At 70.9% G+C, this 12,055-nt stretch carries 16 protein-coding genes; 10 read left to right on the forward strand and 6 right to left on the reverse strand.

What is annotated here, in order from left to right; genetic code table 11:
• Positions 1–16 precede the first annotated feature (16 nt).
• From ACIQPQ_RS03420 to ACIQPQ_RS03430, 3 genes are all read left to right on the forward strand, one after another.
• Positions 17–1,627, forward strand: coding sequence for an HtaA domain-containing protein (locus tag ACIQPQ_RS03420; RefSeq protein WP_401299106.1), 1,611 nt, complete (start codon positions 17–19; stop codon positions 1,625–1,627).
• Positions 1,628–1,692: 65 nt separating this feature from the next.
• Entirely contained in the window at positions 1,693–2,337 is a 645-nt protein-coding gene (locus tag ACIQPQ_RS03425; protein WP_383771512.1) for a PhzF family phenazine biosynthesis protein, read from the forward strand.
• A gap of 188 nt (positions 2,338–2,525) precedes the next feature.
• On the forward strand, positions 2,526–2,747 hold the full coding sequence (locus ACIQPQ_RS03430; protein WP_401299109.1) for a hypothetical protein: 222 nt from the start codon (positions 2,526–2,528) through the stop codon (positions 2,745–2,747).
• A gap of 98 nt (positions 2,748–2,845) precedes the next feature.
• Here ACIQPQ_RS03430 and ACIQPQ_RS03435 read toward each other — a convergent pair whose 3' ends face one another.
• Complete coding sequence (locus tag ACIQPQ_RS03435; RefSeq protein WP_383771515.1) at positions 2,846–3,493, reverse strand: heme oxygenase (biliverdin-producing); 648 nt, start codon at positions 3,491–3,493, stop codon at positions 2,846–2,848.
• 212 nt (positions 3,494–3,705) lie between these two features.
• Entirely contained in the window at positions 3,706–4,563 is an 858-nt protein-coding gene (gene map, locus ACIQPQ_RS03440; RefSeq protein ID WP_383771517.1) for a type I methionyl aminopeptidase, read from the reverse strand.
• Between the two features lie 58 nt (positions 4,564–4,621).
• Between map and ACIQPQ_RS03445 the strand changes: the two genes are divergently transcribed.
• A complete protein-coding gene (locus tag ACIQPQ_RS03445) occupies positions 4,622–4,852 on the forward strand; it encodes a hypothetical protein (RefSeq protein ID WP_401299113.1) in 231 nt (76 codons plus the stop codon).
• Between the two features lie 126 nt (positions 4,853–4,978).
• Here the strand turns inward: ACIQPQ_RS03445 and ACIQPQ_RS03450 are convergent, their stop codons facing one another.
• Positions 4,979–5,578 (reverse strand): hypothetical protein, encoded by a 600-nt coding sequence (locus tag ACIQPQ_RS03450; protein WP_383771521.1) that lies wholly within the window; start codon positions 5,576–5,578, stop codon positions 4,979–4,981.
• A 127-nt stretch (positions 5,579–5,705) separates the two neighbouring features.
• Here ACIQPQ_RS03450 and npdG point away from each other — a divergent pair, with 127 nt between their 5' ends.
• Positions 5,706–6,437, forward strand: a complete 732-nt coding sequence (gene npdG, locus ACIQPQ_RS03455; RefSeq protein WP_401299116.1) for an NADPH-dependent F420 reductase — start codon at positions 5,706–5,708, stop codon at positions 6,435–6,437.
• 87 nt (positions 6,438–6,524) lie between these two features.
• A complete protein-coding gene (locus tag ACIQPQ_RS03460; protein ID WP_383771525.1) occupies positions 6,525–6,704 on the forward strand; it encodes a hypothetical protein in 180 nt (59 codons plus the stop codon).
• A 346-nt stretch (positions 6,705–7,050) separates the two neighbouring features.
• On the opposite strand, the gene ACIQPQ_RS03465 is transcribed toward ACIQPQ_RS03460, so the two are convergent.
• Positions 7,051–7,266: a DUF397 domain-containing protein gene (locus tag ACIQPQ_RS03465; protein WP_401299119.1), complete on the reverse strand. Its 216-nt coding sequence runs from the start codon at positions 7,264–7,266 to the stop codon at positions 7,051–7,053.
• 273 nt (positions 7,267–7,539) lie between these two features.
• A complete protein-coding gene (locus ACIQPQ_RS03470) occupies positions 7,540–8,889 on the reverse strand; it encodes a tetratricopeptide repeat protein (protein WP_401299122.1) in 1,350 nt (449 codons plus the stop codon).
• 327 nt (positions 8,890–9,216) lie between these two features.
• On the opposite strand from ACIQPQ_RS03470, the gene ACIQPQ_RS03475 reads away from it, so the two are divergent.
• The 4 genes from ACIQPQ_RS03475 to ACIQPQ_RS03490 all read left to right on the forward strand — a co-directional run bounded on the left by ACIQPQ_RS03475 (position 9,217) and on the right by ACIQPQ_RS03490 (position 11,118).
• Positions 9,217–9,417: a hypothetical protein gene (locus tag ACIQPQ_RS03475; RefSeq protein WP_401299124.1), complete on the forward strand. Its 201-nt coding sequence runs from the start codon at positions 9,217–9,219 to the stop codon at positions 9,415–9,417.
• On the forward strand, positions 9,414–9,632 hold the full coding sequence (locus tag ACIQPQ_RS03480; protein WP_401299127.1) for a hypothetical protein: 219 nt from the start codon (positions 9,414–9,416) through the stop codon (positions 9,630–9,632). The genes ACIQPQ_RS03475 and ACIQPQ_RS03480 overlap by 4 nt, the downstream gene beginning before the upstream one ends.
• Positions 9,629–9,847 carry a hypothetical protein gene (locus ACIQPQ_RS03485; RefSeq protein ID WP_401299130.1) on the forward strand — a complete coding sequence of 73 codons (219 nt, stop codon included), beginning with the start codon at positions 9,629–9,631 and terminating at the stop codon, positions 9,845–9,847. Before ACIQPQ_RS03480 ends, ACIQPQ_RS03485 begins: the two co-directional genes overlap by 4 nt.
• Positions 9,848–10,263: 416 nt before the next feature.
• Complete coding sequence (locus ACIQPQ_RS03490; protein WP_401299133.1) at positions 10,264–11,118, forward strand: helix-turn-helix domain-containing protein; 855 nt, start codon at positions 10,264–10,266, stop codon at positions 11,116–11,118.
• A gap of 25 nt (positions 11,119–11,143) precedes the next feature.
• Here ACIQPQ_RS03490 and ACIQPQ_RS03495 read toward each other — a convergent pair whose 3' ends face one another.
• Entirely contained in the window at positions 11,144–11,722 is a 579-nt protein-coding gene (locus ACIQPQ_RS03495) for a DUF5919 domain-containing protein (protein WP_401299135.1), read from the reverse strand.
• Positions 11,723–12,055 lie beyond the last annotated feature (333 nt).

The following is a 12,055-nucleotide window of genomic DNA, read 5'->3' on the forward strand; positions in this document are numbered from 1 at the left end:
CAGGAGTGCCCCACCGATGACCGCCTCCCGCAGACCGACCGCCGCCCGCAGGCCGATCGCCGCCCGCAGGCCGATCGCCCTGACCGCCGCCGTCGCCACCGCCGCCGCCCTCGGCGCGACCGCGCTGGCCACCCTCGGCGCGACCAGCGCGTCCGCCGCCGAGATACCGCTCAGCGGCTACGAACTCACCTGGGGCATCAAGCAGTCGTACCGCTCCTACGTCGTCGCCCCCTACACCCAGGGCAGTTTCACCACCGTCGACGGCGCCTCCCAGGCCGCCGGGAACGGCGCCTTCACCTTCACCGGCGGCCAGGGCACCTACGACAGCACCAAGCACACCCTGCACCTCGCCTTCCAGGGCAGCGTCACCGCCAGGTCGACGGCGCACGGCTTCGTCCGCACGCTCAGCGACTTCCAGTACGACAGCGGCAAGGGCACGCTCACCGCCGACCTCAAGGCCGACGACCAGGCCGTCCAGCAGGACGTGGTGATCGCCCAGGTCGCCGCGCCCACCAGCCAGGAGATGACCGGCCTCGGCACCACCCTCACCGCCGAGGCGGCCGCCTTCCTCGGCAGCCCCTCCTACTCGGGCGCGGCCGGTGACCCGCTCGACGTGGTGAAGAAGGCGGCCCCGTCGCCCTCGACGTCCGCCTCCCCGTCCACCTCGACGTCCCCGTCGGCGTCGTCGTCGCCCTCCTCCTCGCCCTCCCCGTCCACCTCCGCGTCCGCGTCGGCCTCGCCGTCCACCTCGCCCTCCGGTTCCGCGAGCCCCAGCACCTCGCCGTCGACGCCCGCGCCGACCGCCCCCGCGCAGGGCTCGGTCGCCGACGGCACCCTCACCTGGGGCGTGAAGCAGTCCTTCCGCTCCTACGTCGTCGGCAACGTCGCCAAGGGCAAGGTCACGACCGCGGGCGGGGCCACCCAGGCCGCCGGCAACGGCGCCTTCACCTTCCCCGACGCCACCGGCAGCTACGACACCGACGAGGACACCCTCTCCGCCTCCTTCAAGGGCACGGTGAACTTCAAGGGCCACCAGGGCGCGGGCGAGGACGGCGGCTACGGCCTCGACCTCACCCTCGGCGACCTCAAGGCCCGCCTCGCCGACGGCACCGGCACCCTCACCGCCGACCTCACCAGCCTCGGCGTGAAGAGCGACGACGTCGTCCTCGCCGACCTCAAGGCCGCCGACAAGGACCTGACGGCCGAGGACGACGTCCTCACCGTGGACGACGTCACCGCCACCCTCACCGCCGCGGGCGCCAAGGCGTTCAGCGGCTTCTACCAGGCGGGCGAGGCCCTCGACCCGGTCGCCCTCTCCCTCGCCCTCACCGACGACGCCGAACTGCCCGGCGGCGACAACGGCGGCTCCACCAGCGGCGGTTCGAGCGGTTCCGGCGGCTCCGGCGACACCTCGGGCGGAACCACCGGCGGCGCCGGGACCACCGGCTCCACCACCGGCGGCGCGGGCACCACCGGCGGCTCCGTCGGCGGCAGCATGGCCGCCACCGGCTCCGACGTCCCCGTCGGCGCCCTCGGCGCCGCGGCGGGCGGCATCGTCCTCGCGGGCGCGGCGGCCGTCTACGTGGCGCGCAGGCGCCGTACCGACGAGACCGGGCCCACCGCCTGACCCCCCCGATCCGCACGGCGCCGACCGGCACTCCCGGTCGGCGCCGTCGGTGCTTGAATGCCCCGGTGACCGACTACGACGTACTCCGCGCCTTCTGCGCGCCGGGCGGCGGCTACGGCGGCGAACTCGCTGTCGTCCGCGACGGCTCCCTCCTGCCCGAGCGGGCCGACCGGCAGAAGCTGGCGGCCGAACTCGGCTTCGGCGCCACGGTGTTCGTCGACGACCCCGAGCGCGGGGCGATCGACCTCTACACCCCCGCCGTCCGCCTGCCCTTCGCCGGACAGCCCTGCGTGGGCGCCGCCTGGCTCCTCGACCTCCCCGAACTCGTCACCCCGGCCGGGGTGTTGGGCGCCCGCCTCGACGGCGAGTTCAGCTGGATCGAGGCCCGCGCCGACTGGGTCCCGCCGCGCACCCTGCGCCAGTACGCCACCGCCGCCGAGGTCGACGCGCTGCCCGTACCGCCGCCGGGGGAGTGGGTGTACGCCTGGGCCTGGGAGGACGAGGCCGCGGGCCGGGTCCGCGCCCGCGCCTTCCCCGGCCGCGGCGACGGCGTCGAGGAGGAGGAGGCGACCGGCGGCGCCGCCCTGCTGCTCACCGACCGCCTCGGCCGCGCCCTGAACATCGCCCAGGGCGCCGGTTCGCAGATCCTCACCGCCCCGCAGCCCCACGGCTGGGTGGAGATAGGCGGCCGGGTCCTCCTGGAACGCTGACGGCACGCGGGTCCCGCGGCGGGGCGCGGGCTGCACGCGCGCCCCGCCGGGGCGCGCACGGCGCCCGGGAGCACGGTCCGCCGCCGCGCTCCGGGCGCGCTCCCCCCGTACGGGTGGTCCCGTGTGTGCCCGCCGCGACCAGTGGGGACTACTGAGCGTGATCAGTCACGCGCAGTGAAAGGACTCTCATGCGTATCCGTTCCGCTCTCGCCGCCGTCCTCCTCGGTGTCTCCCTCGCCGCCGCCGGTGCGGCGAGCGCCACCGCCGCCGACGGTCACCGCCACCACTTCGGCGGCGGCGACGACGCCATCTGCAGCCCCTACTTCGGCGGCATCGACACCTCCTCCAGCGACATCGTCTGGGGCGGCGCCCACTGTGAGGTCGACGAGGACTACGGCATCAACGACTGAGCACCCCGCCGTACGGCACCGGGCCCGCCCCCTCCGCGCATCAGCGCCGAGGCGGCGGGCCCGGCCCGCGCACCACCCGTTCCGTCCGGGTCACCGGCTCACGCCGACAGCGGGAACTCCTCGCCCAGCGCCCGGAACACGCCCGTGTTGAGCGCGAACGCCCTCTTGCACTCGGTCACGATCCGCTGCTTCTCCAGGTCGTCCGCGCGCACCGCGTCCAGCAGCTCCCGGTACTCCCGCTTGAACGCGGCCGGGTTGCCGATCTCCTCGAAGACGTAGAAGCGGACGCCGTCGCCCTTCTTCTCGAACCCCCAGGCCTTCTCCGCCCGGTCCCGGATGATCTGGCCGCCCGAGAGGTCGCCCAGGTAGCGGGTGTAGTGGTGCGCTATGTACCCGGCGGGCCAGGTCTCGGCGCACTCCCGCACCCGGTCCGCGTACGCCCGCGTCGCGGGCAGCGCCGACAGGCCGTCGCGCCACCCCGGTCCGCGCAGGTGGGCCAGGTCGCGCTCCAGGGCGCGCAGCCGGAACAGCTCCGGCCGTACGAACGGACCGGCCACCGGGTCCGACGCCAGCCGCTCCGCCGTCGTCTCCAGGGCCTCGTACACGAACCAGAGCTGTTCCGTGTACCGCGCGTACGCGTCGACGCCGAGCCGGCCGCCGAGCAGGTCGCTCATGAACGTCGAGGTCTCGGCCTCCACGTGCTGCTCGTGGGAGGCGGTGCGGATGACTGTGGAGAAGGAGTCCATGGCCCCGAGTTTCTATGGTTAGGCTTACCTAAGTCAATGCCTTTCCGACTCTCTGTCGGTATCTGCCGTTACCTTTTCCGACACGGCGTCGGTAAAAACCTACCGGGACGACGAAAAGCCCGCCCTCCGGACGGAGAACGGGCTTCGGCCACCGCGATGCGGGTGCGTGGGTGCGTGGGTGCGTGGGGTGCTTGGGGTGCGTGGGTGTGCGGTCAGGGCAGGGTCAGGATCTCCGCGCCGGTGTCCGTGACGACCAGGGTGTGCTCGAACTGGGCCGTGCGGCGGCGGTCCTTGGTCACGACCGTCCAGCCGTCGTCCCACATGTCGTACTCGTACGTCCCCAGCGTCAGCATCGGCTCGATGGTGAACGTCATCCCCGGCTGGATCACCGTCGTCGCGTGCGGGCTGTCGTAGTGCGGGACGATCAGCCCCGAGTGGAACGACGAGTTGATGCCGTGCCCCGTGAAGTCCCGCACCACGCCGTACCCGAAGCGCTTGGCGTACGACTCGATGACCCGGCCGATGATGTTGATCTGCCGCCCCGGCCGCACCGCCTTGATCGCCCGCTCCAACGACTCGCGGGTCCGCTCCACCAGCAGACGGCTCTCCTCGTCGACGTCCCCGACGAGATAGGTGGCGTTGTTGTCGCCGTGCACCCCGCCGATGTACGCCGTCACGTCCAGGTTCACGATGTCGCCGTCGCGCAGCACCGTGGAGTCCGGGATGCCGTGGCAGATCACCTCGTTGACGCTGGTGCACAGGGACTTGGGGAAGCCCCGGTAGCCGAGCGTCGACGGGTAGGCGCCGTGGTCGCACATGTAGTCGTGCGCCACCTTGTCCAGCTCGTCCGTGGTGACGCCCGGCGCGATCAGCTTCGCCGCCTCCGCCATCGCCCGCGCGGCGATCCGCCCCGCGGTCCGCATCGCCTCCACGGTCTCCGGGGTCTGCACCTCCGGACCGGTGTATGGCGTCGGCGCGGGCTTGCCGACGTACTCGGGACGGCGGATGTTTCCGGGCACGGAACGGGTGGGGGACAGCTCCCCGGGCACGAGCAGCGACTGGCCAGACATGCCAGCGAGTCTAACCAGCGGGCATGGGGGAACATGACGATGGCGAGAGGAGCTGGTGATGGCCCTGTTCAAGAAGCGTACGGCCGGCAAGCCGGGCGAGTGGTACTACTGCCTGGAGCACAAGAAGGTCGAGGAAGGCCCCGACTGCCCGGCGAAGGACCGCTTCGGTCCCTACGCCACCCGCCCGGAGGCCGAACACGCGATGGCGACCGCCCGCGAACGCAACCTGGAGTGGGAGAACGACCCCAAGTGGCACGACGCCCCGGCGGGCGGCAGGGACGAGACCTAGACAAGACCCGGGGCGCGCCGCACGGCGGGGCCGGGTCGCCGGAGCGGTAGCCGGTGCGCTGAGGCGGCCGGACACGGCCCGTTCGCCGGGTTCCGCCCGCCCTGGGCTCCCCACCCGCTGGTCCCCTCACCACGGGGGCGGCGGGGGAGCCGTGAGGGACTCCGCCAGCCTGGTCAGGCGGTCGCGGAAGCGGCGGCGGCCCCGGCCGGGCGCCGCTGTGTGCTCCCCGGCCGCCGCGCTGACCAGGTGCTGCACGGTGTCCAGGTCGAGTTCCGCGCCGTCCGGCACGGCCAGCGTCTCGTGCGCCAGGCCGGTCAGCTCGCCGTCGCCCGGTCCGAGGGCCAGCACCGTCACCCCGGCGCGCCGCGCGTCCGACACGCGCTCCAGCAGCGGCGCGTGCCCCTCCGGGCCCACCACGAGCAGCGTCTCGCCCCGCCGGGCCGCCTCGATCCGGCCCGGCCCGACCGCGAGATGCGGCGGATCGGACGGGCACGCCCCGTGCCGGACGAGGGTGGGGGCCAGCTCCGGCGTCCCCGACCAGGCCGCCTCGTCCACCAGATGCGCCGCCAGGTGCCACGGCTCGTACTCCGGCGTCCCCACCAGCAGCAGCCCGCCGCCGTGCGACACGACCGACCCGCGCAGCACCCCGGCGAAGCGGCGGGTGGCGCCGAGCCACTCGGTCCCGGCGAGCACTTCGCGCAGCAGCGCGACCCGTACGGCGTCCATGCGCCCGCATCCTGCCCGAGCCGCGCGGACCGGGCCCGCCGTTCTCCGCCCGTTCCCCCGACCGGGGGACCCCCGCCGACGCGCACCCCGACCGGTGGGGGCGGCCCCGCGCACGTAGGGTCGGCCCATGACCTCTACCGACAGTGCCGCCACCGGCGGCGCACAGAACGCGCCCGCGAAGGCTCCCGCGAAGGACCCGTGGGAGCTGCCCGACGTCTCCGGTCTGGTGGTGGGCGTGCTGGGCGGGACGGGCCCGCAGGGCAAGGGCCTGGCCTACCGCCTGGCGAAGGCGGGCCAGAAGGTGATCATCGGCTCGCGCGCCGCCGACCGCGCCCAGGCCGCCGCCGACGAACTCGGCCTGGGCATCGAGGGCGCCGGCAACGCCGACACCGCCCGCCGCAGCGACATCGTCATCGTCGCCGTACCGTGGGACGGCCACGGCGCCACCCTCGAAGCCCTGCGCGACGACCTGGCGGGCAAGCTGGTCGTGGACTGCGTCAACCCCCTCGGCTTCGACAAGCAGGGCGCCTACGCCCTCACGCCCGAGGAAGGCAGCGCCGCCCAGCAGGCCGCCGCCCTGCTGCCGGACTCCCGCGTCACCGCCGCCTTCCACCACCTCTCCGCCGTCCTCCTCCAGGACCCGGCCGTCGATCAGATCGACACCGACGTCATGGTCCTCGGCGAAGACCGCGCCGACGTCGAGACCGTCCAGGCCCTCGCCGGACGCATCCCCGGCATGCGGGGCGTCTTCGCCGGACGCCTGCGCAACGCCCACCAGGTCGAATCCCTCGTCGCCAACCTGATCTCCGTCAACCGCCGCTACAAGGCCCACGCCGGACTCCGCGTCACCGACGTCTGAGCCGGGCGTCCGCGCCCGCCGGGTCATGGGGGACACTGGACGGCACCGAAGCAGTGCCGCCGTGTCCCCCGACAGGAGCCCCCGCCCATGCCCCGCCTCGCCGTCTACACCCTGACCGTCTGCCTCCTCGCCGTGGCCGCCGCGGTCGTCTCCTTCACCCAGGGCAGCTTCCTGGGCGTCGTCTGGGTGCTGCTCGCGGGCCTGTCCTCCAACATGACCTGGTACTACATCAAGCGCGAACGGGCCCGCCGGTCGGTGACGGGCTGACGTCGCTCAGGGGTCGGCCGCCGCGCGTCGCGTGAGCGCCTGTGATGGGTGCGGAGGCAAGTCGGTCGGGCGTGCCGTTGACGTGATCACCCTGCCGACCGGACGGCCTTCTCACGGCGGCGCTCACCGTGAAGACTCCCAGCGAACGGGCCCAATACGCCCACTCCTTTGAGGAATTGACCGCTCTCCCGTCTCCGGCAATGACGCATGGAGCCTCATCGCCGCGGCTTTCGACGCGCTTGGACGAAGCGCCGTGGACTGGTAGGTCACCCGGCCGACGCCGCGTACGGCGGAACCCCCGCCGGGCGAGCCGGCGGGGGGTTGGTCACATGCAGAAGCAGGTCGGTCAGACGTCGAGCTTCAGGGCGTCGACGAACCCGGTCCAGGCGTCGGAGCCGAAGACGATCGCCGGACCGGCGGGCGTCTTGCTGTCACGGACAGGGAGGGCCGCGGGGAGGATGCCGTGAGCGACCTCCACACAGTTGTTGTTACCCCCGCTGTACGACGACTTCGTCCACACGAAGCCGGTCGTAGAGGCGTCGGTGATGATCCTCTTATTCACTGGATGCTGTCCTTCAGTCGTTCCCTTGAGGTCGGCCGATTAGTCGAACGGGAGGGCGGACGCACGCAAGCGTTCGAAGGCCGACCCGTACTGGCTTCCTCCGCAGTGTCCTCGACGTAGAGGGCACTCGTCGGACTCTCCACGAGCGAGCGGGAGCGCCTGGATCGGGACGTGCGGAATTCTTTGCCGGTCGAGAAGCGTCACAGGCCGAGACGGGGCCCGGCCGGGGCGGTGTACGAAATCCAGCCCCTTCGATGTGAAGGAGTGGGGGCTTTACTTCCCGCTCAACGAGATCGCCCGCTCTACTGTGTGCCGGGCAAGCGAATTTCTGCGATACGGAGAAAGAAGTGAGGGAATTTTTCTCACCTGCCCGTCGATTCTCCCCGAGTGAATCGCTGGATACTCGTCGAGGACGGTGCTCCACGTGGAGCACGCGGCTTCCACGTGACCAATCTCCAGCTGCCTCTCGGCGAGGAGGGAGCTGAAGATCAGCTTGCTCCGCTGCATGTCCGTTGAATCCCGCAGACGGAAGTGGTCGTGCAGGGATTCGACGCTTCCCTTTACGTCGCCCAAGGAATATCGGACTTCCGCAGTGGAGTACGCAAGAGTGGCCGAACTGAAACCGCCGAAGGTTCCCAATTGGCTCTCCGCCTGGTTGACCGCCCGCTCTGCCTCACGAAGGCTGATGAGCGCGTTCGTCTTCTCCCCTGCGAGAGCGTAGGCGTGGGCCTGCTGCCCGGCCATGAAGGCTCGCATCCGGGGAGTGGAATCCGGCGCCGCCTCCGCCGCCGCGTTCGCGAGCCTCGCTGCCGGTGTTCCATGCCCGAGGTTCGCGGCCTGTACCGACATGCCGCGCAGGACATGGCAGTAGGTGTTGTGGTCCCCGCTCGCGCCCGCGAGTTCAAGGGCTTTCACGTAGTACTGCTGCGCCCTCCCGTGCGCTCCCTCGTCCACCGCCATCCAACCGGTCAGATAACAGAGGAACGCGGCGGCGGAAAGCATGGACTCCTGCGTCTCGCTGGACGTGTCCGCGTTGAGGTAGGGAGTCACGGTGTTGACCAGGAAGGCTGCCGCCATGGGGCGCGCATAGCGTCCGCCGAAATCATCATCAAGATCCGAAAGGCGTTCCGTCATCGCCCTGACCGCCTGGACCTCCGACTGGCCGATGCGTACTTTCGGATTCTTCTTGAAAGCCTCCATGCGTCCCACCACGTCCTGCCAACCGGGGACGGTGAGTGCGACGGAGAACAGTCCCGCGCCCAGGACGCTGCGGCGGGAGGGGTCCATGTCCTGACTCCCGAGGTCGATCAGCCCCTCCACGGTGGTCGGGGGGCTGTCCGGCTCTTTCGGGAGCGACGGAAAACCCGCCTCGGTGTGTGTGACGGGGCGGAGCAGTTTCCTGGCGAGCGCTTCCAGGATCAGAGGCCGAACGGATTTCTTTGGAAGATGTCCGCTCAGCCACTGATGTACCGAGGGTTCTCGATATCGGAGGGGTGTTCCGCGCTCCGTTCCTAAGCGGTTGATCTCCCGCGCGAACTGCCGCAGGGTCCAACCGGTTTCGTGGTACAGGCGTTCAAGTCCGGTGTTCGGCTGTGGTGTCACTCGCCCCAACTCCCGTGCCATGGCTTCTTAAAACTCTTAAGTGCCGCCCTCTTCCCCACGGTACCGCTGTGCGTGGTCGGGCGGTTGCCTGGTGCGAGCACGGACCACCAAGGGATGACAGCGGAAGAAGGACACCGGACAGGGGACATGAAGCGCCCGGTGCGTGTGAGCGGTCGGTTCTCCGCCGGGTCGCTCCGGCCGTGGCCGACCTGGGCGGATCAGCGGCGTGAGCGCTGTGAGGCCCCCCTCACGAGTCCTGGTCCAGAACGTCCCTTGTGGCGCGTGAGTATCCGTTTCGACGGCAACGTGAACTGCGGAGGTGCAGTGGTGGCATTACCGAGGACGACCATGGACGGACCGGTCAACCTTCCCGATCGTGTCTTCTCCCGTCCCACTCCCGTACCGGGATGTCCGCTGTGTGCGGACCTGGACCGGCAGTGGGTCAAGGCCACGTCGCCCGGCAGTGAGGCGTACGACCCCTCCAAGTCGTCCGATCTCGTCATCGAGTTGGCCCGGCACAAGAAGGACAAGCATGAGGTGTCGCTGTGAGCGCCGGGGCCGGGCGACTGCCCGACGTCGGCACGCTCGTCATCGACACCGTGCGGGACAGGATCGGAACCTTCCAGACCGTCATTGACGGCGAGGCGTGGCTGCGGCCCGTCGGCGGTGGCTACGAGTGGTCCGTGAAGGTCGGCCTCATGCGGCGGGCGACCCGCGACGAGCGCTTGAAGGCCGAGCGCGGGAGCCAGAGGAGGGGCGCATGAACGTGGCCCCGTTCTTCGAGGTGGCGACGACCGCGGATCTGGACGAACTGGATGCCACCGTGTACGTCGAGTGCTCCCGCTGTGTGCGCATGGAGCCGGTGCGGGGCGGCTTGGTCGGCGGCGTGGACCCGGTCGAGTGGGCCAGGCGTCACACCGGGAAGTACGACGGCCATCGGGGGTTCCGGACGCACCGCATCACGAACTTCGGCGTCTGAACACCCCTTCTAGACCCGCGGCCGAGGCTCGTGCGTCGCCTGCGGTGGACGCGACGGGGGCGGAGTGGTGGAGGTTGATATGAGGTCGGCCGATTTCTCCCCGGCTCCTGTCGCGTCCGTGCGGTTCCGTCCCGGGCTGGTTTTCACTCCGCCCGGGACGGATTCCTCAGGCCCTACGCGCGTGAGAGATCGGCACACCGCTTGTATCTGGGACTGACGTCGGCGGGGCGAGGCAGCAGGTCGGTTATCGGCTGACGTCGCTCATGGTGTGACCTCGCGCGCGGTCGGCCGCCGTACGTCGCGTAGAACCTCGTGCAACGCGCGCCATGAGAGGCCCGCCACGGCTCTACGCTCGCTCGGGAAGAACTCCGGGACCGGCAGGACCACTGCCTGGCGAGATCCGAGCGCGAGGGCCGATGCGAGAGCGCCCCTACCCGTCAGCACGGCTCGACGCCACCCGTCGCGCACTGGCGGAGCAGCTCCGCGAGATCCGGCGGGACGCGGGCCTGACGGGCAGGGAGGTGGCCGCGCGGGCCGGCTGGCACCCATCGAAGGTGTCCCGCTTGCAGAGCGCCACGACGCCCCCGTCGGACGACGACATCCGCGCCTGGTGCGCCGCGTGCGGCGCGGACGACCGTGTTCCTGATCTTCTCGCCGCCACGCGAAACGCCGATTCGATGTATCTCGAATGGCGCCGGGTGCAGCGTTCCGGCTTACGGCGACTTCAGGAATCCCGTGTGCCCCTGTACGAGCGCACACGCATGTTCCGCGTCTACAGTTCGACGGTCGTCCCCGGCTTCCTCCAGACCTACGAGTACGCCTCCGCGCTGCTCGGAGACATCGCACGGGTCCACGGCACGCCTGATGACGTGACGGACGCCGCGGCGGCGCGGATCGAGCGGTCCCGGATCATTCGTGAAGGCGACCACCGCTTCGGGATCGTCCTTGAGGAGAGCGTCCTTCACCACGTCGTCGGTGACACCGCCACGATGGCCGGTCAGCTGGAGTCCCTCGTCTCCGCCATGGCACTGCCCTCCGTGTCGGTCGGTGTCATTCCCGGAGGCCGTCAGCGGGGGATGTGGACGCTGGAAACGTTCACGCTCTTCGACGCGCAGCGCGTCCACGTCGAACTTCTCACGGCGGCGGTCACGGTGACGGCCCCCGGCGAGCTGGCTCACTACACGCGCGCCTTCGAAGAGATGGCCGCGCTCGCGGTCTACGGCGCTGACGCGCGGAGTCGCATCTCCGCGGCCGTCGACGCGCTCGGATGAGGCCCCCTGGACCTGCTCGACAGCCCTACTGTGACGCCGCCGGGCGCCCCTCGTTCCACAGCGCCGTGACGTGGCTCGCGAATCGGTCGTAGAGCCCGTCCTCGCCGAGCCGCCGCAGGTGCAGCATCGGGGACTCGTGTCCCAACAGGCTGGACAGGTGCGGCGTCACGAGCATGTCGTCGTCGAAGAGGAAGACGGACAGCGCGATGTGGCCGTCGGAGAACCGTGTCTCGATGCCGCTGTCGCCGATCTTCCCCAGAGCGTCCAGCGTGATGCGGATGCGGGTGCTCACCGTCAGCGGGACGTCTTCGATCTCCTCGCGGCGCCGGGTGACGTCGGACGCGGGGTCGCCGACGAGGAAGCGGACGGAACAGCCGGCCGCCGTCTTCGCCGCCAGACGCTCACCGAGCCGCGGGTGTTCCTGCCACAGGAAGTAGTTCGTGTACCCCGCGAAGGTGAGGGACTTCGAGGACCCGTCGATGAGACGGGCCCACACCGACGTGGGGCATGCGTTCCGGTACGGGTACGACGCAAGGATCTCCCGGTCGTGCCCCGTCTTCACAGCGCTACGGATCGCCTTGGGCCACAGCACGTCCGGACTCACTCCCCACACCTGCGCTATGTCGTCCCGCGTGCGGGGATGGGGAACCCGACTGGGGTCCGCCACCCACCGGTCAACGGTCTTACTGGTCACCCCGACTGTACGAGCCGGTCGGCCGCGCGAGGTGCGCGTTGCCGGTGGGTCGGTGGTGGACGTGCCGGTCGGCCTCACCGACCGCGTCTTCTCCCGTCCCACCCCCGTTCCGGGATGTCGGCTGTGTGCGGACCTGGACCGGTAGTGGGTGCGGGCCACGACGCCCGGCAGCGAGGCGTACGACCCCTCCAGGTCGTCCGACCTCGTCGTCGAGCTGACCCGGCACAAGAACGACCGGCACGA

Source organism: Streptomyces sp. NPDC091281, assembly GCF_044757425.1.
Taxonomy (GTDB): Bacteria; Actinomycetota; Actinomycetes; order Streptomycetales; family Streptomycetaceae; genus Streptomyces.

What these genes read in the sequence shown, in the direction of transcription:
- ACIQPQ_RS03420 (WP_401299106.1), top strand. Translation starts at nt 17, where the DNA reads ATGACCGCCTCCCGCAGACCGACCGCCGCCCGCAGGCCGATCGCCGCC.
- ACIQPQ_RS03430 (WP_401299109.1), top strand. Translation starts at nt 2,526, where the DNA reads ATGCGTATCCGTTCCGCTCTCGCCGCCGTCCTCCTCGGTGTCTCCCTC.
- ACIQPQ_RS03435 (WP_383771515.1), bottom strand. Translation starts at nt 3,493, where the DNA reads ATGGACTCCTTCTCCACAGTCATCCGCACCGCCTCCCACGAGCAGCAC.
- map (WP_383771517.1), bottom strand. Translation starts at nt 4,563, where the DNA reads ATGTCTGGCCAGTCGCTGCTCGTGCCCGGGGAGCTGTCCCCCACCCGT.
- ACIQPQ_RS03445 (WP_401299113.1), top strand. Translation starts at nt 4,622, where the DNA reads ATGGCCCTGTTCAAGAAGCGTACGGCCGGCAAGCCGGGCGAGTGGTAC.
- ACIQPQ_RS03450 (WP_383771521.1), bottom strand. Translation starts at nt 5,578, where the DNA reads ATGGACGCCGTACGGGTCGCGCTGCTGCGCGAAGTGCTCGCCGGGACC.
- npdG (WP_401299116.1), top strand. Translation starts at nt 5,706, where the DNA reads ATGACCTCTACCGACAGTGCCGCCACCGGCGGCGCACAGAACGCGCCC.
- ACIQPQ_RS03460 (WP_383771525.1), top strand. Translation starts at nt 6,525, where the DNA reads ATGCCCCGCCTCGCCGTCTACACCCTGACCGTCTGCCTCCTCGCCGTG.
- ACIQPQ_RS03470 (WP_401299122.1), bottom strand. Translation starts at nt 8,889, where the DNA reads ATGGCACGGGAGTTGGGGCGAGTGACACCACAGCCGAACACCGGACTT.
- ACIQPQ_RS03475 (WP_401299124.1), top strand. Translation starts at nt 9,217, where the DNA reads ATGGACGGACCGGTCAACCTTCCCGATCGTGTCTTCTCCCGTCCCACT.
- ACIQPQ_RS03485 (WP_401299130.1), top strand. Translation starts at nt 9,629, where the DNA reads ATGAACGTGGCCCCGTTCTTCGAGGTGGCGACGACCGCGGATCTGGAC.
- ACIQPQ_RS03490 (WP_401299133.1), top strand. Translation starts at nt 10,264, where the DNA reads ATGCGAGAGCGCCCCTACCCGTCAGCACGGCTCGACGCCACCCGTCGC.